The 23,594-nt window shown below is 71.9% G+C and carries 14 protein-coding genes and 2 pseudogenes; 8 read left to right on the top strand and 8 right to left on the bottom strand.

Features of this window, described 5'->3' with window-relative positions; translation table 11 throughout:
• Positions 1–46 precede the first annotated feature (46 nt).
• The 4 genes from mca to LPA41_RS19290 all read left to right on the top strand — a co-directional run bounded on the left by mca (position 47) and on the right by LPA41_RS19290 (position 6,170).
• Positions 47–928 carry a mycothiol conjugate amidase Mca gene (mca, locus tag LPA41_RS19305; RefSeq protein ID WP_229072126.1) on the top strand — a complete coding sequence of 294 codons (882 nt, stop codon included), beginning with the start codon at positions 47–49 and terminating at the stop codon, positions 926–928.
• Between the two features lie 17 nt (positions 929–945).
• The gene (locus tag LPA41_RS19300; RefSeq protein WP_229072028.1) at positions 946–1,296 is read left to right on the top strand and encodes a hypothetical protein; all 351 of its coding nucleotides are present in this window, start codon (positions 946–948) and stop codon (positions 1,294–1,296) included.
• Between the two features lie 323 nt (positions 1,297–1,619).
• On the top strand, positions 1,620–4,145 hold the full coding sequence (locus LPA41_RS19295) for a bifunctional diguanylate cyclase/phosphodiesterase (protein ID WP_229072027.1): 2,526 nt from the start codon (positions 1,620–1,622) through the stop codon (positions 4,143–4,145).
• A 12-nt stretch (positions 4,146–4,157) separates the two neighbouring features.
• Entirely contained in the window at positions 4,158–6,170 is a 2,013-nt protein-coding gene (locus tag LPA41_RS19290; protein WP_229072026.1) for a thioredoxin domain-containing protein, read from the top strand.
• A gap of 36 nt (positions 6,171–6,206) precedes the next feature.
• Here the strand turns inward: LPA41_RS19290 and LPA41_RS19285 are convergent, their stop codons facing one another.
• Positions 6,207–6,755, bottom strand: a complete 549-nt coding sequence (locus tag LPA41_RS19285) for a MarR family winged helix-turn-helix transcriptional regulator (RefSeq protein WP_229072025.1) — start codon at positions 6,753–6,755, stop codon at positions 6,207–6,209.
• Between the two features lie 63 nt (positions 6,756–6,818).
• Here LPA41_RS19285 and LPA41_RS19280 point away from each other — a divergent pair, with 63 nt between their 5' ends.
• The 3 genes from LPA41_RS19280 (at position 6,819) to purE (ending at position 9,044) form a co-directional block, all read left to right on the top strand.
• Positions 6,819–7,190 carry a VOC family protein gene (locus LPA41_RS19280; RefSeq protein ID WP_229072024.1) on the top strand — a complete coding sequence of 124 codons (372 nt, stop codon included), beginning with the start codon at positions 6,819–6,821 and terminating at the stop codon, positions 7,188–7,190.
• A gap of 214 nt (positions 7,191–7,404) precedes the next feature.
• Positions 7,405–8,547 carry a 5-(carboxyamino)imidazole ribonucleotide synthase gene (locus LPA41_RS19275; RefSeq protein ID WP_229072023.1) on the top strand — a complete coding sequence of 381 codons (1,143 nt, stop codon included), beginning with the start codon at positions 7,405–7,407 and terminating at the stop codon, positions 8,545–8,547.
• Positions 8,547–9,044 (top strand): 5-(carboxyamino)imidazole ribonucleotide mutase, encoded by a 498-nt coding sequence (gene purE / locus LPA41_RS19270; RefSeq protein ID WP_229072022.1) that lies wholly within the window; start codon positions 8,547–8,549, stop codon positions 9,042–9,044. The genes LPA41_RS19275 and purE overlap by 1 nt, the downstream gene beginning before the upstream one ends.
• A 31-nt stretch (positions 9,045–9,075) precedes the next feature.
• Here the strand turns inward: purE and LPA41_RS19265 are convergent, their stop codons facing one another.
• Positions 9,076–14,271, bottom strand: coding sequence for an SCO7613 C-terminal domain-containing membrane protein (locus LPA41_RS19265; RefSeq protein WP_229072021.1), 5,196 nt, complete (start codon positions 14,269–14,271; stop codon positions 9,076–9,078).
• Between the two features lie 218 nt (positions 14,272–14,489).
• On the opposite strand from LPA41_RS19265, the gene LPA41_RS19260 reads away from it, so the two are divergent.
• Entirely contained in the window at positions 14,490–15,644 is a 1,155-nt protein-coding gene (locus tag LPA41_RS19260) for an acyl-CoA dehydrogenase family protein (protein ID WP_229072020.1), read from the top strand.
• Positions 15,645–15,908: 264 nt separating this feature from the next.
• On the opposite strand, the gene LPA41_RS19255 is transcribed toward LPA41_RS19260, so the two are convergent.
• The 6 genes and pseudogenes from LPA41_RS19255 to LPA41_RS19230 form a co-directional block, all read right to left on the bottom strand.
• On the bottom strand, positions 15,909–17,621 hold the full coding sequence (locus LPA41_RS19255; RefSeq protein WP_229072019.1) for an ATP-binding protein: 1,713 nt from the start codon (positions 17,619–17,621) through the stop codon (positions 15,909–15,911).
• A gap of 174 nt (positions 17,622–17,795) precedes the next feature.
• Positions 17,796–18,614, bottom strand: a pseudogene (locus tag LPA41_RS19250) (hypothetical protein); the annotation flags it as partial.
• A gap of 1,476 nt (positions 18,615–20,090) precedes the next feature.
• Positions 20,091–20,981, bottom strand: a pseudogene (locus LPA41_RS19245) (choice-of-anchor M domain-containing protein); the annotation flags it as partial.
• A 147-nt stretch (positions 20,982–21,128) separates the two neighbouring features.
• The gene (locus LPA41_RS19240) at positions 21,129–21,977 is read right to left on the bottom strand and encodes an anchored repeat-type ABC transporter permease subunit (protein WP_229072018.1); all 849 of its coding nucleotides are present in this window, start codon (positions 21,975–21,977) and stop codon (positions 21,129–21,131) included.
• 1 nt (position 21,978) lies between these two features.
• Positions 21,979–22,701 carry an anchored repeat-type ABC transporter ATP-binding subunit gene (locus tag LPA41_RS19235; RefSeq protein ID WP_229072017.1) on the bottom strand — a complete coding sequence of 241 codons (723 nt, stop codon included), beginning with the start codon at positions 22,699–22,701 and terminating at the stop codon, positions 21,979–21,981.
• Positions 22,698–23,576 (bottom strand): choice-of-anchor M domain-containing protein, encoded by an 879-nt coding sequence (locus LPA41_RS19230; protein ID WP_229072016.1) that lies wholly within the window; start codon positions 23,574–23,576, stop codon positions 22,698–22,700. Before LPA41_RS19230 ends, LPA41_RS19235 begins: the two co-directional genes overlap by 4 nt.
• Positions 23,577–23,594: the final 18 nt, after the last annotated feature.

The raw sequence follows: 23,594 nt of genomic DNA, 5'->3' as shown, positions 1-23,594 counted from the left end.
CGATCCTGGGCCGCCGACGGCAGGCCTGGTCGAGAGGGAATTCAACGTGGCCGAGCAGTTGCGCCTGATGACCGTGCACGCCCACCCCGACGACGAGTCGAGCAAGGGCGCCGCCACCATGGCGAAATATGTCGCCGAGGGTGTCCAGGTGCTGGTGGCGACCTGCACCGGGGGAGAGCGCGGCAGCGTGCTCAACCCGAAGATGGACCGGCCGGAGGTGCTGGCCGACATCACCAACATCCGGCGCGCCGAGATGGACCGGGCCCGCGAGATCCTCGGCGTCGACCAGGCCTGGCTCGGGTTCGTCGACTCCGGCCTGCCCGAGGGCGACCCGCTGCCGCCGCTGCCCGAGGGCTGCTTCGGCCTGCAGGACCCGCAGGAGGCGGCCAAGCCGCTGATCAAGCTGATCCGCGAGTTCCGGCCGCACGTCATGACCACCTATGACGAGAACGGCGGTTACCCGCACCCCGACCACATCATGTGCCACAAGATCTCGGTGGTGGCGTTCGACGCGGCCGGCGACCCGGATCTCTACCCGGAGCTGGGCGAGCCGTGGCAGCCGCTGAAGCTGTACTACAACTCCGGCTGGACCCGCGCGCGGATGCTGGCCCTGCACGAGGGGATGCTGGCGGCCGGGCTGGAGTCGCCCTACGCGGAGTGGCTGGAGAAGTCGTCGGAGCGGCAGGACCGCGGCGACAAGATCACCACCCGGATCGACTGCGGCGAGTACTTCAGCGTCCGTGACGACGCGCTGCGCGCCCACGCGACCCAGGTCGACCCGGACGGCTTCTGGTTCCACATCCCGCTGGACATGCAGCAGAAGGTGTGGCCCACGGAGGACTTCGAGCTGGCCCGCTCGCTGGTGGACAGCCCGATTCCGGAGTCCGACCTGTTCGCGGGCATCCGGGAGAAGGTCGACGCACACTGACGCAGTACGCTGAGGTCGTGGACGTCTTCGCTGTCAACAACTTCGGTGACACCCGTTCGGGCGGCCTGGCCGGGCCGATGGGGTTGTTCCTCATCGTCCTCATGTGTGTTGCCACGGTGCTGTTGATCCGCAACATGAACAAGCGGATCCGTCGGCTTCCCGACAGTTTTACGGGCAGCGCGAAACGCGAAGGTGTGGCAGAGATCGCCCACCGGGGCGCCGACGCGCAGCAGCCGGCCGCCGGCGCGGCCGCCGACGTCGAAGCGGATCGATCCGCAGCTCCGGTGACCAAGGCGGAACCCGAGGTGACAGCGGTGGCGGACGACGAGCTTCCGTCGGCCAAGGACGGCGGGGCGGCCCGCGCCTGAGGGCGCGGCCCCTCGTCGTACGCCCGGAAGTCCCGGCCCGTCCGACCTGAGTGTCCCGGTCTCGGGTCCGTCAAGCCCTGTTGCGTTCATCGGTATTGATTTAGCCTTCCGCCCGGGGGCCATACGGCCCTCGGACCCTGCGCGGAAGGGGGCGCCGAGATGACGACTGTCCGGCGCGAAATTTCCGCAGCGCATCTGCACGTGCATGTGAACGTGCACGCCGTCGCTGAGGCGCTCGTGATGAGGCCGCTCTTTACCGGGCCACCTGTCGCGGGGCCGCCCTTGCTCAGGGTGACCGGCCCACCAGTGGGCGGAGTCCTGCCGTGACCGCCCCGCAGCTGCGAGACCATTCCTGGCTGAGCCGGCCCCGGCCGGTCCGGGTGCTCACCGTCGCCGTCGTCGTGGCCGCCCTGGCCGCCGTCGTGCTCGGCATCTTCCAGCCCGGCACCCGCCCGCCCGACCGGCCGCTCTCCACGCTCGACGGCGTCTGCGTCGCCGCCGTGCTGGCCGCCATCGCTCAGCTGGCCGGCCTCCGGTTCCGCCTCGGGCCGGACGCGGTCTCGGTGAGCTGGGCCGAAGCGGCGGTGGTCGTCGGGTTCGTGGTCGCCCCGGCCGGCTGGCTGCCCGCCGCCACCCTGGCCGGCACCGGCGCGGCCTGGCTGCTGCTCGCCTGGTTCACCGGCCTGCGCAACGTCGCCGAGATCGTCCACCTGGTCGCCTCGATGACCCTCGGCGTGGCGGGCGCCGCGCTCGTCACGGCCCTGATCGCCGGTGACGCGCCGATCGGTGGCGCCCGCCTGCCGCTGGCCCTGGTCGCCGGCGCGTTCACCTACCTGCTGATCACGTTCAGCCTGGTCGTGCTGACCCTGGTGCTGCACCGCGACGCGGCGCCCGGCCGGATCGCCGCCCGGGTGCTCTACGCCAAGCTGCCGATGTCGGTGGGCAACGTGCTGGTCGGGCTCTGCGCGGTGTTCGCGCTGGTCCGGGAACCGCTCTGGCTGCTCGCCTTCGGACCTGCCCTCTGGCTGCTGCACCGCACCTACCGGTTCCACCTGCGCGCCGCCGAGGAACGCCGGATGTGGGAGGCGTTCGCGGCCGCCACGACCCGGCTGCCGGGTGCCACCGAGGCCGAGGTGGCCCGGGCCGGGCTGCGGGGTGCGCTCGACGTCTTCGGGGCCCGCCGCGCCGAGCTGGAGGTCCGCCTCAACGGCCACCGGCGGTACGCGCAGGACGGCCCCGGCCCGGACGACCCCGCCACGGCCCGCTCCGGCCCGGCCATCACCCGCAGCATGGCGGTCGCCGGCCGGCCAGTCGGTGAGCTGACCGTCTGGCTGGGCGAGCCCACCCTGCCGGTGCCGCAGGACGAGGCGGCCATCACGGCGTACGGCGAGGCGCTCGCCGGCGCCCTGCACGACGCGGCGGCACACCAGCGGATCGTCGAGCTGGACGCCCGCGCCGCGCACGACCGGGTGCACGACCCGCTCACCGGGCTGATCAACCGGGTCGCGTTCGGCGAGGCCGGCGACCGGCTGCTGCGCACGCTCGACGGCGGTCAGCACGTCGCCCTGCTGCAGCTCGACGTGGTCGACTTCAGTGAGGTCAACCGGACGCTCGGGCACCGCGGCGGTGACGAGGTGCTGCGCCTGGTCGCGGAACGGCTCACCGAGCTGGCGCGGCCGTCCGAACTCGTCGCGCGGACCGGTGACGACGAGTTCGCGCTGCTGCTGCCAACGATGGCGGCCCTCTCCGACACCGCGCCCCGGGCGGCCAGCCCGCTGCCGCCGGCTCTGCGCCGGGCCCGGGAACTCGTCGAGCACCTGCGGCTGCCGATGGAGGTGGCCGGGGTGCGCCTCGCGGTCGAGGTGACCGTGGGCGTGGTGGCGGAACGGCCGGGCCGGATCGAGGTCGGTGAGCTGCTGCGCCGGGCCGCGCTGGCCGTCGGCCGGGCCAAGGAGCTGGGCATCACCGTCGGGACCTACGACAGCGGTCTGGACGCGAGCAGCACCGACCATCTGGCGCTGCTGGCCGAGCTGCAGGACGCGTTCGCCGCCGACGACCAGATCGTGCTGCACCTGCAACCCGCCGTCGACCTGGTGACCGCCGCGCCGACCGGGGTGGAGGCGCTGGTGCGCTGGCGGCATCCGCGCCGCGGCCAGCTCTCGCCGGGCGCCTTCCTGCCCGCCGTGGAACGCAGCGAACTGCTCATCCCGTTCACCCGGCGGGTCCTCGACCTGGCCCTGGCGGCCGCCGCGGACTGGACGGCGCACGACATCGACATCCCGGTCTCGGTGAACGTCTCGGCGCGCAGCCTCACCGACCCCACCTTCCCGGCCCAGGTCACCGAGGCGCTGCGGCGCCACCGGACACCTGCCTCCCGGCTGGTCCTGGAGATCACCGAGTCGGTCGCGGTGAGCGAGCAGGAGATCGTCGACGAGGTGCTGGCCCGGCTGCGGTCCTCGGGTGTGCAGGTCTCGCTCGACGACTTCGGCACCGGTTTCTCGTCGCTCGCCTCGGTCACCCGGATGCCTGTCGACGAAATCAAGATCGACCGGTCGTTCGTGGACGAGATGATCGACAAGCCGGCCGCCGGCGCGGTCGTGCGCGGCGCGGTCGAGCTCGGCGCCCGGCTCGGTGTCCGGGTCGTGGCCGAGGGCATCGAGACGGTCGAGCAGCGGGCCGCGCTCATCGAGCTGGGCTGCCCCACCGCGCAGGGCTACCACTTCTGCAAGCCGATGCCCGCCGACAAGATCGTGTCGGCGCTGTCCCAGCTGCTCGACGCGGCCGCCGCCTCGGCCCCCGAGGGCCACCGGCGCGGCTCGTCACGCGGTGGCGGCGCCCTGGGGGCATGAGAGGCTGGTGACATGGCCAACCGTCTCGCCGAAGCCACCTCGCCCTACCTCCAGCAGCACCGGGACAACCCGGTCGACTGGTGGGAGTGGTCGGACGAAGCGTTCGAGGAAGCCCGCCGCCGCGACGTACCTGTGATCATCTCGGTGGGTTACGCGGCCTGCCACTGGTGCCACGTGATGGCCCACGAGTCCTTCGAGGACGAGGCGATCGCCCGGCAGATGAACGACGGCTTCGTGGCGATCAAGGTGGACCGCGAGGAACGGCCCGACGTCGACGCCGTCTACATGACCGCCACCCAGGCGATGACCGGGCAGGGCGGCTGGCCGATGACGGTCTTCGCGACGCCGGACGGCGACCCCTTCTTCTGCGGCACCTACTTCCCCCGTGACTCGTTCGGCAAGCTGCTCACCTCCGTCACCACCGCCTGGACCGGGCAGCGTGCCGACGTGCTCGCGCAGGGCGCCGCGGTCGTCGAGGCGGTCGGCGGGGCCCAGATGATCGGTGGCCCGACCGCGCCGATCTCCGCCGAGCTGCTCGCGGCGGCGGCCGCCGGCCTGGCGAAAGATCAGGACGACACGTTCGGCGGCTTCGGCGGCGCACCGAAATTCCCGCCGCACATGAACCTGCTCTTCCTGCTGCGCCACCACGAGCGCACCGGCTCCGCCGACGCGCTGGAGACGGTCCGGCACGCGTGCGAGCGGATGGCCCGCGGCGGCATCTACGACCAGCTGGCCGGCGGGTTCGCCCGCTACGCGGTGGACGCCACCTGGACCGTGCCGCACTTCGAGAAGATGCTCTACGACAACGCGTTGCTGCTGCGGGTCTACACCCAGCTGTGGCGGATCACCGGCGAGTCGTTCGCCCGCCGGATCGCCGACGAGACGGCCGCCTTCCTGCTGCGTGACCTGGGCACCGCGTCCGGCGGGCTGGCATCCGCCCTGGATGCCGACGCCGACGGGGTCGAAGGCCTGACCTACGCGTGGAACCCGGCCGAGCTGGTGGCCGCCCTCGGCCCGGACGACGGCGCCTGGGCCGCCGACCTGTTCCGGGTGACACCCGAGGGGACGTTCGAGCACGGCCGGAGCGTCCTCGTGCTGGCCCGGGACATCGACGAGGCCGACCCGCCGATCGCCGACCGCTGGCGCGACGTCCGCGGGCGCCTGCTCGCCGCCCGCGCCGCACGCCCCCAGCCGGCCCGCGACGACAAGGTGGTCGCCTCCTGGAACGGCCTGGCGATCACCGCGCTCGCCGAGCACGGCGTCCTCACCGGCTCCGCCACCTCCCGGGACGCCGCCATCGCGCTCGCCGGTATCCTCGCCGACCGGCACCTCATCGACGGCCGCCTGCGCCGGGTCTCCCGGGACGGCGTGGCCGGGGAACCGGCCGGTGTGCTGGAGGACTACGGGTGTGTGGCGGAGGCCTTCCTCGCGGTGCACCAGGTCACGGCCGAGCCGCGGTGGCTGGAGCTCGCCCGGCAACTGCTCGACGTCGCCGTGGCCCGGTTCGGCAGCGGCGACGGCGGCTTCTACGACACGGCCGACGACGCGGAGAAGCTGCTCACCCGCCCCGCCGACCCCACCGACAACGCCACCCCGTCCGGGCTGTCGGCGATCTGCGCGGCCCTGGTCTCGTGTGCGGCCCTGAGCGGCGAGACATCCTACCGCCAGGTGGCCGACGCGGCGCTCGCCACGGCCGGCCCGCTGATCGGGGGGCACCCGCGGTTCGCCGGCTACGCGGCGGCGGTGGCCGAGGCGGCGCTGACCGGGCCGTACGAGATCGCCGTCGCCACCACCGACCCCGCAGCCGCGGGCGCGCTGGTGGAGGCCGCCCACCGGTCCGCACCGGGCGGCACGGTGATCGTCGTGGGGGAACCGGACCGGCCGGGGGTGCCGCTGCTGGCGGACCGGCCGCTGATCGACGGCGGTCCGGCCGCCTATGTCTGCCGGGGGTTCGTCTGCGACCGCCCGGTCAGCACGCCGGAAGACCTGGCGGTCCGTCTCCGCCCGGACGTCATGCCTGCCTGACGCTCTTTCTGCGGGTGCGGGGGCCCGGGGCGGCTTTCACTCCGGGGATGAATCTGGGCCGAGTGCTGAGGCCGGGTTGTCGCTGGGCAGTGCGCTCTGGTTGGCGTCGAGTGCTGCGGACGGGTTGTCGCCGCCGGCCTCGGCGGGGTCGGTGCTGAGGGCCGCCACGCAGGCGATCAGGTCGGCGTGCAGGCGGTCGCGGCCGCCGGCTGTCAGGGTCTGCGTCATCCGCTGCTCGACGGCGGCGACGATCCGGCTGGCCGAGGTCAGTGCTGCGCGGCCGGCGGCGGTGAGCTGCGTCGGCAGGGCCCGGCCCTGTGGTGCGGTGGCGGCCCGTTCCAGCAGGCCGCGTTCCTCGAGGCCGAGCAGGACCGCGTGCATGGACTGCCGGGTGACGAACGCGCCGCGGGCGAGTTCGGCCGCGGAGAGCCCGGGGCGCTGGCCGAGCAGTTCCAGGCAGGAGTACTGCGACACCGACAGCCCCAGCGGACGCAACCCCGCGTCCATGGCTGTGCGCAGCGCCGCGGCGGCCTGCTTCAAGGCGTAGCCGACGGAGAGGTTCAGGTCACCCACTTCTTGCACCATGTCAGCATCCTGACATACGCTCGTGCATGTCAGGTTCCTGACATGCTGATGAGGAGAACCGCCATGCCGGTCACCGGACCCGATTTCATCGCCCTCCAGGTGCGCGACCTCGACGCCGCCGCCGACTTCTACGAGACCCGCCTCGGGCTGCGCCGCGCACCGGTCAGCCCGCCGCACGCCGTCGTCTTCGCCACCAGCCCCGTACCGTTCGCCGTGCGAGCCCCGATGCCCGGCGTCGACCTCGACGCCGCGACGCCGGGGCTCCGCACCGGCGTGGCCCTGTGGCTGCACGCCGACGACGCGCAGACCCTGCACGACGACCTCGCCGCGGCCGGCGTGCCGATCCTGGCCGGCCCGATCGACGGCCCGTTCGGGCGGACCTTCACCTTCAGTGACCCGGACGGCTACGCGATCACCATCCACGACCGGGTCTGAGGAGTACACGAGTCGGCCGAGGGAGCACGCGAGCGCGCCTGAGGGAGTACACGAGTCGGCCTGAGTAGGAGCACACCCGCTGTGCCCGGTGCGGCTGGAGGGGCATGCGGTAGCGCCCGCAGGGCGGGTGCGGTTCCGGCTGCGGGTGGGGAAGCGGTGGCCCGTACTCCCCGATTTTCGGTCCGAGCCTGCTCGTCGCTAGGCTGGCCTGGCGATGGATACCCGAACCGGTCTGCCCGTAGTCGGCATGGTGGGCGGTGGCCAGCTGGCCCGGATGACCCACCAGGCCGCCATTTCCCTCGGCCAGTCACTGCGTGTGCTCAGTGAGCGGCCCGATGACAGTGCTGCGCTCGTCGCGGCGGATGTCCCGATCGGGGTGCACACCGATCTGGCTGCGCTGCGTGAGTTCGCGAAAGGGTGCGACGCGGTCACGTTCGACCACGAGCATGTGCCCACCGAGCACATCGAGGCACTCGAGGCCGAGGGTGTGAAGATCTTCCCGGGCTCGAAGGCGCTGCTCTTCGCCCAGGACAAGGGCATGATGCGGGAGCGCCTCGCCGCGCTCGGCGCGCCGGTGCCGCGCTGGCAGCGAGTGACGTCGGCGGCGGAGATCGAGGCCTTCGCGGGTGGGTCCTGGCCGGTGGTGGCCAAGGCCACGCGCGGGGGGTACGACGGACGCGGTGTCTGGATGGTCGGTTCGCCGGAGGCCGCCGCGGACCTGATCTCGACCGGCATCCCGCTGATCGTCGAGGAGAAGGTGCCGCTGCGCCGCGAGCTTGCCGCACTGGTGGCCCGGTCGCCGTTCGGGCAGGTCGCGGCCTACCCGGTGGTGGAGACCGTGCAGCAGAACGGGATCTGCGTCGAGGTGATCGCGCCCGCTCAGGAGCTGGACGAGGAGCTGGCCCTGGAGGCGCAGCAGCTCGCCATCGACCTGGCGAACGAGCTGGGCGTGGTCGGCCTGCTCGCCGTCGAGCTGTTCCAGACCGACGACGGCATCGTGGTGAACGAGCTGGCGATGCGACCGCACAACTCCGGGCACTGGACCATCGAGGGCGCCCGCACCTCGCAGTTCGAGCAGCATCTGCGGGCCGTGCTCGACTACCCGATGGGTTCGACCGCACTTACCGCACCGGTCGTCGTGATGGCCAACGTGCTCGGTGGCGAGCCCGGCGGCATGTCGATCGACGAGCGGCTGCACCACCTGTTCGCCGAGGTGCCGGACGCGCGGGTCCACCTCTACGGCAAGCAGGTCCGGCCCGGTCGCAAGATCGGCCACGTGACCGTGCTGGGTTCGGACCTGGCGGAGGTCCGGGCGCGTGCCGCGCGGGCCGCGACATGGCTTCAGGAAGGCAAGTGATGGCACCCGTCGTCGGCATCATCATGGGCAGCGACTCGGACTGGCCCACCATGGAGGCCGCCGCGCTGGCGCTCGCCGAGTTCGAGGTGCCGTTCGAGGTCGGTGTCGTGTCCGCGCACCGGACCGTCCGCAAGATGGTCGACTACGCCGAGTCGGCCGCCGACCGGGGCATCAAGGCGATCATCGCCGGCGCCGGTGGCGCGGCACACCTGCCGGGCATGGTGGCCGCGCTGACCCCGCTGCCGGTGATCGGCGTGCCGGTGCCGCTCAAGCACCTCGACGGCATGGACTCGCTGCTCTCGATCGTGCAGATGCCGGCGGGCGTGCCGGTGGCGACGGTGTCGATCGGCGGGGCCCGCAACGCCGGCCTGCTCGCGGTGCGGATCCTCGGCGCCGCCGATCCGGAGCTGCGGCGCCGGATGAGCGACTTCCAAGCAGGGCTGGAGAAGATGGTCGGCGAGAAGGACGCGGCGCTGCGCGCCAAACTGCTCGGCTGAGGCCGCCCCGAACCGAGAAGCCGACCCGGCTTCAGCGCATCTTGGACAGGACGCTGCGCAGCTCCTGGGTGCGCCGCCGGTTCTCGCTGGTGGCGCCGAGCAGAAGCAGCACCACGCCGACCGGCACGAGCACCAGCCACGGCCCGACCAGGTTGAACACGAACCACAGCGCGGTGAAGACGGTCGCGACCGAACCGATCACCACGGGCGCCTGCTGCTGCGACCGGGAACCGAGGATCAGCGTCGTCACCGCGCCGAGGAGCAGCAGCACCGGGCGGGTGTCGCCGCCACTGTCGCCACCACTGTCGGCGAGCACGATCCCCATGGTCGGGACGAACGCGGCGATGAGCGCCGGACCGTACGCCGCCCAGCTGCTCAGGTCCGGCCGCTGGTGCGCCTCCACCACACCGACCGCCAGGGCCAGCGCGGCGAACGGCAACGTGTACGCCTCCGGCACGGCCACCTCGGCCAGTGCGATGAACAGCCACCAGCCGACGATCTCGAAACCGACCGCGACCCAGAACAGCGTGCGCCGCTGCTGCGGTGTGCGGTCCGGCCGGGACGCGGTCAGGCCCAGCACTGCGCCGAACGCCGCGAGCAGGGCGGCCAGGTGCGCGGGGGAGTCGAAGGCCAGCACACCGGCGATGAGCGCGGAGGCGTAACCGCACCACTCGACCGTGACGGCCTCGGCACGGTACTGCGGCAGGCCCAGCCGGGGCAGCGCCGCCTCCAGGGAGAGCAGCACCGCGCCGACCGCGAGAACCCCGAAGGCCGCCCACTGCCGGGCCAGGCCCGCGGAGATCGCCACCGTCAGCACGAACATCTGACCCATCAGCGCGGCGAAGAGCCAGCCGAGGATGCGGGCCATCTGGCTCCGGCCGCCGATCGCGGCGACCAGGCCGACACCGATCGCGCTGCCCAGTGTGAACAGGGTCAGCGGCTCCTCGGCGAGGCTGCCGGCCAGCCCGGCGCCCCCGGCCAGCAGGCCCACCACGAAGACGATGTAGCGGGTGGTCCGCAGCAGCGGCGCCCGCGTCGCGGCCGGCGGCGGGGTGAGCGCCAGCCCGAGCATCGAGATGGTGAAGACGACGAGCGCCGCGCCGGAAGCCGCCGGGAACCCGGCGTGCAGCGCGATCGGGGTGATCAGCAGGGTCAGCGCGACCCCGGGCAGGATCACCGGCACGGTCTCCGACGCCTTGCCGCCGAAACCGAGCGCGGCAAGGGCCGCGGCCCCGGTGAGCAGCACCGCGGCCAGGGCGCTGGTGGCGTCCACGGTGCCGGCGTCCGGCATGGCCAGCGCCGGGATCGGGCCCTCCCAGATCGTGTTGACCTGCTTCAGCGGGTCGATCAGGGCGGCGCGCAGAGCCGGGGCCAGCGAGAAGAGCGCCAGCAGGGTGGGCAGCAGTGCCAGCCACACCGCACCGGTCGCCGGGTCGGCCAGCCAGCGCTCACCCAGCCCACCGGCGGTCAGCCCGGACGCCCGCAGGGTGCCGCGCCGGACCCGGGTGTAACGCGGCGCTGTCCGGTCGTCGAGCGGCGAGACCGGCGCCACGGGTGCCGGGGTGGCGCCGCGCAGCAACTCGGCGAGGACACCCAGCAGGGCCGCCGCCGCGGCGTACAGCGCCGTCGGGTAGTCGGTCGGCACCGAGGTGATCGCGGTGATCGTCGCGCCCAGGACGAGGCCGATGGTGGCCCAGGGCAGGTATTGCGGGATGTACCTGCCGAGGGCGGCCAGCACGGCCAGTCCGATGCTCGACGCGGCGAGCGCGGCGGTCAGCACCACCTGCAGGTCGTACCCCTGGTCGGCGGCGGCCGCGGCGAACACACCGGGCAGGGCCAGCAGGATCGCGCCGGTGGCCGCGCCGCCGATCTGAGCGCGGTGGCGGGGGAGGGTCTCGGCGTCCTCGGCGTTCGTCCGCAGCCGCGCGGTCACCGCGACCAGCACACCCAGCAGCACCACGAGCAGCAGCCCGAGCGCGGTCGCCCAGGGCCGGACCAGGCAGGTGGCGACGGCGTGCAGCAGCACCGCGGCGGCGACCGCGGCGCGGGCCCGGGCGGCGGCGGGGGAGGACGCGGCGACGGCGGCGAGACCGTACGCGATGGCGACCGCCCCGCCCACGAGCAGCGGCGCCCACCAGGGCATGCCGAACGCGTACGGCGCGCCGACGGTGGCGAGGGCGGCGGCCAGGCCGGAGGCGTAGTGCGCCCACGGCTTGGGCATCGCGATCGCGGCCGTGATGGCGATCATGACCAGGGCGAACGGCGCCTGCCAGGCGCCTGCGGGCGGGTCGGAGGCGTACCGGCTGAGGTCGGCGGCCCAGATCGGCCCCGGCGCGGAGAGGATCCGCAGCCCGCCGACGAGCGCCTGGGCGCCGGCGATCAGGCCGACCACCAGGGCGGCGATGCCGAGACCCCGGGACGGCCCGCGTTTCCAGTCCTCCGGCAGCACGGTGATGCCGAGCCCGACCAGCAGCACCACCACGCCGGCCACGGCGAGCGGCGCCTCCGGGAAGGCGAGCGCGGCAACCCGGGACAGCGCGCCGCAGATCGCCACTGTCGCGGCCGCGGCGGCGATGTCCGGCCCGTCCAGCAGCCGGTCGTTGCGGCCGCGCTCGTCGATCGACTTGGCGAAGAAGAGCAGGCCGGCCGCGCCCAGCAGCAGCGCGCCCACCCACAGGTCGGGTGCGGCCGCGCCGGGTGCGAAGAGCGCGGCCATCGCCATCGCGACCGCGCCGAGGCCGGTGCCGAGGGTCAGCGGCAGGCTGATCTCGCGCCGGGCCACCTGGAACACGGCCGCGTAGCTGAGCGTGCCGGCGACCGCGAGGAAACCGGCGGCCAGGGCCGGGACGGTGGCCTGCCCGGTCGGCGGCGGGCCGCCACCGGTGTCGGTGACCGCCAGGGCGGCGGTGACCGCGGCACCGGGCAGCGCGAGGGCGGCCCCGCCGGACGCCCAGTCACCGACCAGCCAGGCGAAGAGCCGGACCGGGATCTGCCGCGCGGCGATCGCCACCATCACGCCGGCGCCGGCGATGGCGGTCAGCACCGCGGCGGTCAGCCAGGAGGCGCTCAGCGAGGCGGCGGCGCCGAACAGGCCGACCACACCGGCCGCGATGACGTGCGCCAGCGCGATCCGCCGGGTGCCGGCCCAGAGGCCTGCCGCGCCCAGGCCGATGGACGCCAGCACGAGCGGCCACGGCGCCTCCGACCAGGGCAGACCCAGCGAGGCCGGCACGGCGAGGGCGGTCAGTGCGATGCCGGCGACCGCGCCCTCGTGCCGGATGCTCGACGGCAGGGCCAGCGCGGCCGCGATCGTCATCAGCAGGGCACTGAACGCCAGCAGCCAGCCGGACGGGCCGACGGCCTCGGCGAGCTGCTGGGAGTAGGTGGCGGTGTCGGCGTTCCAGACCGGGCGGGCCGCGGCGACCGGGGCGAACGCGGCACGCAGCGCGTCGATCGAGACGATCACGCCGATCACGGTCAGGGCGCCGGTGGACGCGTACTGCGGGCCGCGGCGGATCGGCTCGGCCAGCAGGCCGACGACCGCGCCGGTGACGGCCACGGTCGCGGCGGCGACGACGAGCGTCCAGGGCGGCGACACCACGTCGGCGAGGCGGGCCGCCGTGCCGATCACCGCGAGGGTCAGCACGGCGCCGGCGATGTTCATGGCGAGCGGGTTCTTGAGCAGCCGGGCGGCGGCCACCGCGGTGAGCGCGGCCGCGACCAGCACCAGGCCGGACCGCAGCGCGTCACCGACCACCTGCGCCTGCAGCAGGGCCACCGAGGAGTAGAGCAGGGCGCCCGTGCACGCCAGGCAGAGCAGCGCGAACGTCAGCTCCCGCAACCAGTCGGCGGACGGCGGGGTGGCGGGCGGGGCGAGCGGCACCGAACCGGCCGCCGGGGCGCCGGCCGGACGCGGACCCGGGAAGATCCGGGTGGGCAACCAGCGCCGGCGCGGCCGGCTCAGCCCGGAGATGATGAGATCCGGCTCCTCCGGCCGCGACTCCGGGCGGGGCGGCGCGTCCGCCGCGTAGGCCGCCGGGTCGGCGGGATCGGGCGCACCCGGCCGGCGGGCGAACCGCTCGGCGTCGGCGTCCGCCTCGGCCAGCGACTCGCGGTCGGCGGGCAGGGGCCGGCCGACCGGCCAGCGCGGCACCAACCGGCCGGTGCGGATCACGGTGGTGAGAAGCAGGAGGTCGAGCACGGCCACGGCGGTCAGGGCCAGGCCCCAACCGGCCGGGCTCTGGATCAAGGGGTACGCCAGGAGCGGCGCCACCGGCTGGGTGGCGATGACCGTGGCGTACCGCGGTGCGGCGAGCCGCGTGACACCGGCGTAGAGGAAGCCGGCCACCGCCGTGATCGCGAACGTGATGCCCAGGTAGAGCGCGACCGGGACGTCCGAGCCGCCGGCCAGCGAGCTGCCGTGCAGCGCGAACAGCGTCATCGGCAGCAGGATCAGCCCGACCGCCGCGATGCTCTCCCCGGTCGAGGTGAGCCCGCGGCGGGCGATGCCGGGCGCGACGGTGAGGGCGATGCCGGTGGCGAGAGCGAGGATCAGCGTACGCGCGAACGGGTTCTCGACCGCGACACCGGCGAAGACCACCGCGGCCACGCCGAGCAGCAGCGCCCCCAGGCCGAGCAGGATGTTCTGCACCGACTGGGTGGACGCCTCCGGCGGGTGCTCCGGTGGGGGCGGCTGCCGGCGCGGGCGGGTCCGCGGTGGCACCCGCTCGGTCGGCGGCGGGTCGTCGACCAGGAGCGTGACGCCGTCGGTGGCGACGCCGGGCGGACCGGTGTGCCGGGTGCCCGGCTCGGCCCAGTCGGGCACCGACCCGGCCGCGGCTTTCGGCGTCGCTCTCGGTGTGCTCCGCGGCGGGGCGTCCGGGCCGCTCGCCGGCGGCGGCGCGGCCGCGGAGGTGGTCGCGGTGCTGCTGCGCTTGGCGCCCCGGGCAGGTGGTGGCGGCTCGTCGGCGGCCGGGGAGCCGGGTGGTGGCGGCGGCGGGAAGTCGCCGTCGCCGGGTGGTCGCCGCCGCGTGGTCCGCCTGCTCTTGGTGCCCTTGGCCTTCTGCGCGTGCGCCAGGATGTCGCGTTGGAACTGAGCCGCCTGGATCTTGCTGGCGATCTTCGTCCGCTCGGACGCGGCCTGCATGTCACGAATCTTCAGTTCCGCGATGGAGGCGTCGATACGAGCCAGATCGTCGGCGTAACTGGACTCGTCACCCTGCGCCACAGGACCTCCTCGACTCCTCGGTGTAACTAGAGCATGCCGGTCGGACACCTCATTAGAACAGTCTCAACCGGGTGGAGATCTGTGGAAACGGTTCGCAACCCGGCAGTTCCCCTGCGGGTCCTTCCCCGGCAGGAGATTCCGCACACTTGCCACTGTTGCCACGACTGCGCTACGCGCCGGTAACATGACCTCGGGACCGCTTAGGGAAGGTTAAGGTCATGTCTGATTTCGACGCATACCGGTTGCCGGAGGACCACGAGACCATTCGCGCCGCCGTGCGTGAGGTCTGTGACGCCCGGGTCGCTCCGCACGCCGCCGAGGCGGACGAGACCGGCGAATTCCCCAAGGCGTCCTACGAGGCGCTGCGCTCCTCCGACTTCCACGCGCCGCACATCCCCGCCGAGTACGGCGGTGCCGGCGCGGACGCCCTCGCCACCGCCATCGTGATCGAGGAAGTGGCCCGCGCCTGCGCCTCCTCCTCGCTGATTCCGGCGGTCAACAAGCTCGGCACGATGCCGCTGATCCTGTCGGCGTCCGAAGAGCTGAAGCGCAAGTACCTGACCCCGGTCGCGCGCGGCGAAGGCATGTTCTCCTACTGCCTCTCCGAGCCCGAGGCCGGCTCCGACGCCGCCTCGATGACCACTCGCGCGGTCCGCGACGGCGACCACTACGTGCTCAACGGCGTCAAGCGCTGGATCACCAACGCCGGCGTCTCCGAGTTCTACACGGTCTTCGCGGTCACCGACCCGTCCGCCCGCTCACGCGGCATCTCCGCGTTCGTCGTCGAGAAGTCCGACGAGGGCGTCAGCTTCGGCGCCCCCGAGAAGAAGCTCGGCATCAAGGGCTCGCCAACCCGCGAGGTCTACTTCGACAACGTACGCATCCCCGCCGACCGCATGATCGGCGCGGAAGGCACCGGTTTCGCCACCGCGATGAAGACCCTCGACCACACCCGGGTCACCATCGCCGCGCAGGCCATCGGCATCGCGCAGGGCGCCCTCGACTTCGCGCTCGGCTACGCCAAGGAGCGCAAGCAGTTCGGCAAGCCCATCGCCGACTTCCAGGGCCTGCAGTTCATGCTCGCCGACATGGGCATGAAGCTCGAGGCGGCGCGCCAGCTGACCTACGCTGCGGCCGGCAAGAGCGAACGCGGCGACGCCGACCTCACCTACTTCGGCGCGGCGGCGAAGTGCTTCGCCTCGGACGCCGCCATGGAGATCACCACCGACGCGGTCCAGATCCTGGGCGGCTACGGCTACACCCGCGACTACCCGGTGGAGCGCATGATGCGCGACGCGAAGATCACCCAGATCTACGAAGGCACCAATCAGGTCCAGCGCATCGTGATGGCGCGGCAGCTTCTCAAGGGTTAGGGAAAGCGGATTTTAGCAGGTCAGAGCGGGGTTGACTCTTCGGAGTCAGCCCCGTTTTGTCATCTACGAGTGGCTCATAGAATAGCCTTCCTCGATCCCTCCGCGGCCGTCCGCGCAGCCGCAATGACGAGACCCATCGCTCTGCCTCGACGAGTTGCTCGTGCACGACCTACTGAGCCGCACCTACCGCGTGGAGTACAAGGACGCGACAACGGGAACGCGGCAGGCAATCGGTGCGACAGAGCGACGAGATCCAGGGTGTCTTTATGGCGCAACCCATCGGTAGCGACGTTTGGGGCTCTGGGTAGGTCCTACAACCTCGATGGTCTGGGTTTTGGCCAGAGCGCGGAGATGGTTCAAGACGGTATTACGGGACAGCCCGGTCATTTCTACGAGTTCGCCTGCTGTCGCTTCTCCACGTGCCTTGAGCGCTTCGGCGACGTCGGGCGGCGACTGAGGCGAAAGTGCCGAGAAGAGATCGGGAGTACGTGGCTGGCCTGCGGCTGCGGGGTCGAGGACGTACCGTGCATAGCGTCTGCCGCCCTCCTTCACTGCCAGTCCTTGATCGACGAGGTCGCGGAGGACTTGGCCGGCTGCTACGCGGTCCACTCCCCACTGCCGGAGCATCTCGTTGGTCAGGTAGTCGTCGCGCAGCATGGCGAGAGCGAGGTGGTGTGCCTGTGTGGGCAGGTGGGCTCCGAGCCGGGAGATCCAGCCGCGGACTTCGGGGCTGAGGAGTTCAGACCGGGCCATGGTGACCACGAAGCTGGCGATCGAGCTGCGAAAGCTCGGCCGGGGGAGTCCTCGGCGCCGGGCCACGGCCAGCATCGCGGGGATGCCCGAGGACCTGTTTTCCGCCACGAGTTCGTTTGATGACGGGAGGTAGGTGTCTGCGAGAAGACTGCTCAGTACCGCGTTCCGAGACGACGAGATGCCCTCCTCGCCGAGCTCATCGACAACGACTCCGCCGTAGAGCCCGCCGGGGCTGCGGACGACGAGACGATCGGGGAACAGCTCGATCTGTACTTGGGTGCCTCTGGTCACCGGGCTGTAGTCACGGTGCATCAGGGCGTTGACGACCGCCTCACGCACCGCTTCCAAGGGGTACTCGACTTCGTCCACGCGTGAGCCGTACTCACTGATGACGGCGCGGACCGCGAGGTTGCGGCGAAGCATGGCCAGTGTCGTCTCGACCATCTCGGGGATGGGGCCACGGACTGTCTGATTGTCGAGGAAACGCGTTCCGGAGCTGGGGTCCGGACTGTGTACGACGACCGAGACCATCAGCTGGGGAAAGAACTGCTGTGGAAACTGGCCGAAGGCCAGCAGCCCCGCCAGTGTCAGCGGGGCGTCCGCGGAACGCCCGGCGGTGATGCCCAGGCGGAAGAGGACCGTTGCGTCGTCGGACTGTGCGAGTTTGGGGAACCCGGCCCGAACCCGTCGCAAGGTGCGCCGCCATGCCTCCTCGTCCAGGTCCTGTACGGAGGTTTCGTCGATGACTTCGCGGTCGTAGACCGGTTGAGTCCGGGCTGCCATGACGAGGGCGATCTCAGCCTCGGTCATGTGCCGATCGCCGTCTCCTCCGCGTAGGTAGGAACCGCCGGAGATTCCTTGCGTGGTGACGTAGACGGGGCGCCTGTCCGCTGACATCGGGGGGACCTCGGCCACGACCACCAGCCGGTCCTCGACCTCGACGATCTCGGTGCTGATCTGCAGAGGGGGCGTGATGTCGTCTCGTGACATCTGCACCAGCGCATCACGGAGGGAGCTGGGATCGGTGAGCTCGACCACGCTGAAGCCGCTCGCTTCGTCTACGCCGAGCAAGATCGTCCCGCCATCGGTGTTCGAGAAGGCGGACAGTGTCTCGCGCACCGCCTTGGGTAACCCGCCTGCGGCACGTTTCGCCTCGATTCGTGTCGGTTCGCCGCCCATCCGACGCAACGTGGCGAGGGCTTCCCTGACGCTTTCGGCGCTCATGGGCTCATCTCATCACCGAGCTTCACACCTCGCAAGCTACGTGCGAAGAAATTGTGAAGCTCGGTGAAGAGGTGTGAAGAGTGCGGGTGTGCCGTGCTGTCGGGATCGTGGCGGAACGGACGGACGAGCACGCGGTGAGCGGCCCGGACATTCGGCCGCTCACCGCGCTGTTCCTCAGATGGCGGTCAGGGTGAGAGTGCCCGTGTAGGTGCCGGCCGCGGTGTCGGTCGGCACGCTCAGGGTCAGCTCGGCGTCGAGCCGGGCGGTGCCCCGCCCGGCCCCGCCCGGCGCTGTCGCCAGCACCGCGCTGTCGCCGAGGCCGGTCCCGGTCTGCCCGGTCACGTAGGGGAGCGCGATGGGTCCGGCGACCACGCCCTGGGTTTCGCCCTGGTCGACGACGGTGGGCGCCCAGCCGAGGTAACCGCCTGCGAAGGTCTTCCCGTCGGCGGTGCGGAACCCGTCGGCGACCTGTCCGGACGCCGTCCAGCCGGGCTGACCGGAGCGGGTGTCGGTGACGGTCACGGGTTTCAGTGTGCCGGTGCTCTCCCAGCGGTCGCCGCTGCTGTTCAGCGCGGCCGCCGGCAGGGTGACGGCCCGGTCGGCGGCGTCGACGCTGATGACGAGCGCGCCTTCGGTGTCGCTGATGGTCGCGGTCACCGTCTTCGACGCGTCACCGACCTGTTGTCCGGCCGCGACCTGCACCGTGACCGGTGCGCTGACGGCGGCCACCGTCTGCCCGTCGTAGAGCTTGACCAGGTACTGCGTGCCGTTCAGTTCCCGGGTGGCGGTGAAGGAGTAAGCGGCGCCGGTCTCGCCCTCGACGGGCGTGAAGTTGTCTTCACCGGTCCGTTTGGCGAACCACCGGTACGCGCTGAGCGGGCCTTGCGGCGACTGGACGGCCTGCAAGGTGACGGCGTCGCCGGGCTGGTATTCGCCGTCGGACATGCCCGACACGGACAGCGCCGGGCCGCCGGGTTCGCCGGCGCCGGTGATGTGCAGCACTGCGGGGGTGGACTCGACGTACTTGCGGCCGTCGTCGAAGGTCAAGCGGGCGAAGACACCGGCACCGTCGTACTCGGCGGCGGCGGCCAGCGACAGCTGCGCGCCGTTCTGGCCGACCACCAGCTGCGGTGCCTCCGCGCCGGGCTTCTGGACATACCACTCCCAGCGGGTCAGCACCGACGTGGGCGCCACCGTTGCGGTAAGCGTGACCTCGTCACCGACCCGGTAGCCGTCGGCCAGCCCGTCGACGGTCACCTTCTGCTGCGGGGCCGCACCGTGGTCGTCCACGTGGACGGTCGCCGGCTCGCTGGTGGCCAGAAGTGCACCGCCGGCCGTACGCAGCTCGGCCTTGACCTGCGTGCCGTCGAGGGCCTGCTCGGCGCGGAGCTCGTGGCTCGACGTCGTGATCTTGCCCAGCACCACGTATGCGGACTGGTCGGGCCGCTTCCACAGCCACCGATAGGTGTCGGTGTCACTGGCGACCGGGTCGCCGAAGGCGTGCAGGCGGATCGTGCTGCCCTGGTGGTAGTGGCCGGACAGCGAGTCGAGGAACAGCAGTTGCTCGCCGGGCGCGGCGTCGGTGACCCGCAGTTCATGCTGGGCGCTGGCGACGAAGTAGCCGGTGTCGGCATCGGTCACGGTCAGGTACAGGCTCGTGCCGTCGAGGTCCGGGGTGACCGGCAGTTCGATCGAGGAGGAGGTGGCGCCGGGGATGGGGGTCCACTGGTCGGAGGCGATGCCCCACTCGTAGGCGAGGCGGTCCCGTGCGGGGTAGAGCTCGGACGCGGCCTTGATCGTGTCACCGGCCCGGTAGACGGTACGAAGACCGGAGAGCTGCAGCTCCCGGTCGATGATCTTCGCGGTGATGGCGGGGGAGCGGCCCACTACGGTGCCGTCGGCGGCAACGATCTCGTACGCCCACTCGTTCTGATTGACCCACTGCGCGTCGATCAGATGCGTTCCCGGGCTGCCCGGAACCGTCTTGGGTAACGCCCATTCGCCTACCTCTTCCCACGCGACGCCGCCGGGGAAGTTCCGGATGAGCCACCGGGCCCTCTCACCGGGAGCCAGCGCGCGGTGCTCGACCACGACGCGCACCGGGTCGCCCATGTGGTAACTGTCGCGAACGCCGGTGACCGTGACCGGCTCGCCCGTGCCGGTGTCGGGCCCCGCCACGTTCAGGCGCCGGTATTCGCTGTCCTGCACGAGTTTGTTGCGCGCGTCGAGGATCCGCACCTTGATGTCCGCGCCGTCGAGGGCGACGGTGGCGTCCCGGGTGTACCGGTCGCCGGCGACGGCGTAGTACTCGGTGGTCTGCCCGCTGGGGCGGATGATCCAGATCGGCTGGTGGCCGTCGCCGAGGGTGACGCCGGTGAACCGCAGGTCGATCTGCTCGCCGGCGCGATAGCTGTCGGCGAGGCCGGTGATGGCGAAGACGTCGCCGCCGGCCTGTTCGGTGACCGTGACGTTCACCGGATCCGAGGCGGACCGGGTGTATTGGTTGAGCACGTGCGGCACGAACCGCGCGCTGACCGACCGTCTGCCCAGCGGCAGCGTGGCCACCTCGAAGCGCGCTTTTCCGCCGGTCACGGCGGTGTGCCCGAGCACGGTGCCGCCGTCGAGGAACTCGACCCAGCCCTGCGCGCCGGCCGGTGTGACCGTCGCGTCGAGCTGCACGGTGTCACCGGCTACCACGCTGGTGGCGCCGGCGGCCAGTGCGGTGCTCGTGCCGGTCGCGGCGGGTAGCCCGCCGACGACGAAGGTGTAGGTGGCGGCCGCGGTCTGCCGCCGGCCGGCCACGGTGACCGCGGCCTGGACGCCGATGCGGTAGGTGCCGGCGTCGGTGAACGCCCAGTTGGCGTGCATGTGGGTGCGGCCGACGGTGAACGCGGTCAAGCCGTCGTCGTCGGAGGACCACAGGCGCTTGGCGCCGCCGAAACCGCCGGCGGTGAACAGTTCGAGGCTGCCGGGTCCCTCGGCGCCGGTCAGGGTGAAGGTGGTCTGGTTGTCGTCGATCGCGCCGGTGGGCACCGATTCGGTGGAGAATCCCGGCCACAACCGGCCCGTTCCCGGGTTGGACTCGGGGGCGATCCATACCTGGCTGCCGGCCGGGGCGATGAACTCGTAGCCGGCCGGCACGGTGGCTTTGGCATCGTCGGCCAGGTGGAACCGGATGTCGTCGGCGGTGAACCGGGTCCCGTTGCCCTCGGCCACGTCGGCCTTCGACGCCAGGGCGAGCCGGCCGTCGTCGAGGAACGTGGACACGGCGTCGGTGTGGACCCCGGCGATGATCCGGTTTTCCTGTGGTTGCGGGGCGGGCCCTTCGGCCGCGGTCGCGGTCGTCGCCGGAGCCAGCACGGCGGCTGTCGCGACGGTGACCAATGCCAGGGCCGCAGCCCTGCGGCGTGGCCGTGATCGTATGTGCACTGCCTCTGTCCTTCTCGAAAATGGGCATGGCGGTGGCACGCCCGGACGTGGCCGGGCGTGTGAAGCGAAAGACGGATGTCAGGTGGCGAGCCGGGCGACCAGTCCGTGCCGTGGCGCCAGCAGATGGGCGAGCAGGAAGGCCCCGGTCAGGGTGAGCACGATGGTGCCGCCGACGGGGAGGTCCCAGGACCAGGACAGGTAGAGCCCGATGAGGGCGCAGCCGGCGCCGATGGCAGGCGCGAGTGCCATCATGGCGGGCAACCGGTCGGTGAGCAGCCGGGCGGTGGCTGCCGGGGTGACCAGCAGGGCCAGGACGAGGATGTTGCCGATGGTCTGCACGGCCATCACCACGGCCAGGGTGACCAGCACGTAAAGCATGAGGTCGAGCCAGAAGACGCGCAGGCCCAGCGCCCGGGCCATCTCCCGGTCCAAAGTGACGGCGACGAACTCCTTGTGCAGCAGGAACACGGTCAGCAGTACGGCGATGGTGGTGCCGCCGACCACGTAGAGGTCACGGTCGGGGATGCCGGTGATCGAGCCGAACAGGAACTGTTGCAGCGAACCCGCGTAGCCCGGCGCCCGGGAGATGATCACGATGCCGAGAGCGAAGGCGGCGACGAAGAAGATCCCGATCACGGAGTCCTCCTTGAGCCGCCGGTTCTGCGCGAAGACCGTCACCAGCAGGGCGGTGACGATGCCGGCGATGGTGCCGCCGAGAACCAGGCTGCCGGAGAACAGGAACGCGATGGCCAGGCCGGGGAAGACGGCGTGGGCGACGGCGTCGCCGATGAACGCCATGCCCCGCAGCACGACGTAACACCCGACGACCCCGCACATGATTGCCGACAGCACGGCGATGGTCAGGGCCTTGGGCAGGAAGGCCAGGTCGGGATTGGTCAGGTCGGCGAGGAACTGCCACGGTGACACGTCAGGCTCCCACGAGATCGAGGGCTTTGAGCAGGTGGCTGCCGGGACCGACGTCGAACGTCCGCATCCAGATCTCCGGATCTTTCAGATCCGCGGGCGGGCCGGCGGCGATGACGGTGCGATTGAGCAAGATCAAACGATCACAGGTGTACGCCGCCGCGGTCAGATCGTGGGTGGCCATGAGCACCGCGCGTTCCCGGGCGATCTCGGTGAACAGGTCGGTCAGCGTCTCCTGGGCCGGCATGTCGAGACCGGTGAACGGCTCGTCGAGCAGCAGCACCGACGGTTCCAGAACCAGCGCCCGGGCAACGAGCACCCGTTGCCGCTGACCGCCGGACAACTCTCCGACCGGGCGTTTCCGCAGGTCGCCCAGCTTCACCTGGTCGAGGGCTGCCCACACCGACTGCCAGTGGGCGACCTTCGGGCGGCGGAACAGCCCGATCCGGCGGACCAGGCCGCTGAGCACGGCGTCCTGCACGCTGGCGGGGAAGTCCCAGGTGAACTCGTGGCGTTGCGGGACGTACCCGGCGCTGCCGGTGCTGACCGTGCCGCCACGCAAGGGCACCAGGCCGAGGGCGGCGCGCATGAGGGTGGTCTTGCCGGCGCCGTTCGGGCCGAGCAGGGCGGTGAACTCGCCGGCATCCAGGCGCAGGTCGACGTCGCGCAGCACCGGCCGCCCACCGAGGTCCGCGGCGACCCCGGTCATCTGCAAGGCGGCGGTCATCGCCCCGGTTCCTGTTCGGCGCGGCGGCGCACGGCGGACTGCCGGAGCACGAGCAGGGCCAGGATCAGTACGGCCAACCCGACGGCTGCGGCGACATAGATCAGCGCGTTGCCCGTACCGGAGGAGCGTTCGGTGGCCTGGGCGAGGGCGGACCCGGAAGCGGCCGGCAGGGGCGCGGTGAAAGCGGCGCCGAAGGCGTCGTCGGGGTCGGTGGTGTCGCCGACGGCGAGGCGCAGGATCGTGCTCGCGGTGGCGGTGGAGCCGTCGGCAAGGTCGGCGGTGACGTCGACGGCGAGCAGGTAGGTGCCGGGTTTGCCGAAGACCCAGTTGGCGTGGGTGTGCGTGTTCGTCTCCACCCACATCGGCTGCGGGTACGGCTTGGCGGAGCTCCACAGCACCTGCGGGGCGCCGAGGTTGCCCGACTGCAGGAAGATCGTGACGTTGCCGGGCCCTTGGACGCCGCGCAGGTTCATCGTCACGCCGCGGCTGATCGCGCCGAGAACGCCGGGGTCCTGGGTGTTCCAGCCGATCCAGACGACGCCCTGCTTCTCGGTCTGCGGCACGACGTGCACCTCGGCGCCGGGTTGCTCGCCGAGGAAGGCGTAGGCCTCGTCGTCGGGAACCGGCTGCCGGGCGGTGTCGCGAATGCGCAGGACCGTGTCGGCCGGTTCACGCCACACCGACGGTACGGCGTGGTCGTCGTGGATCTGGACGGTCCACTCGCCGTCACGCAGACGCGGGCCGATGTCGACGTGGCCGGTCTCCAGCACCGCGCGGCCGGATGCCTGGGACTGGCCGGGGTCGAGTGACTGGTCGAGGTCGGGTGCCGGGCTCGGTGCCGCCACGAGAAGCAGGGCGAGCAGAGATTTGATCAAGGTTCGTCCTCGGGTGGT

The sequence above is a fragment of the Actinoplanes sp. DH11 genome, assembly GCF_020873875.1.
Classification (GTDB): Bacteria; Actinomycetota; Actinomycetes; order Mycobacteriales; family Micromonosporaceae; genus Actinoplanes.
The sequence above is the reverse complement of the archived record's forward strand: the minus strand, read 5'-3'. Positions and strand labels throughout refer to the sequence as shown.

Excerpts from the sequence above, each read along its gene's own strand:
- LPA41_RS19290 (WP_229072026.1), top strand. The coding sequence starts at position 4,158 with ATGGCCAACCGTCTCGCCGAAGCCACCTCGCCCTACCTCCAGCAGCAC.
- LPA41_RS19260 (WP_229072020.1), top strand. The coding sequence starts at position 14,490 with ATGTCTGATTTCGACGCATACCGGTTGCCGGAGGACCACGAGACCATT.
- LPA41_RS19280 (WP_229072024.1), top strand. The coding sequence starts at position 6,819 with ATGCCGGTCACCGGACCCGATTTCATCGCCCTCCAGGTGCGCGACCTC.
- purE (WP_229072022.1), top strand. The coding sequence starts at position 8,547 with ATGGCACCCGTCGTCGGCATCATCATGGGCAGCGACTCGGACTGGCCC.
- LPA41_RS19235 (WP_229072017.1), bottom strand. The coding sequence starts at position 22,701 with ATGACCGCCGCCTTGCAGATGACCGGGGTCGCCGCGGACCTCGGTGGG.
- LPA41_RS19255 (WP_229072019.1), bottom strand. The coding sequence starts at position 17,621 with ATGAGCGCCGAAAGCGTCAGGGAAGCCCTCGCCACGTTGCGTCGGATG.
- LPA41_RS19275 (WP_229072023.1), top strand. The coding sequence starts at position 7,405 with ATGGATACCCGAACCGGTCTGCCCGTAGTCGGCATGGTGGGCGGTGGC.
- LPA41_RS19285 (WP_229072025.1), bottom strand. The coding sequence starts at position 6,755 with ATGGTGCAAGAAGTGGGTGACCTGAACCTCTCCGTCGGCTACGCCTTG.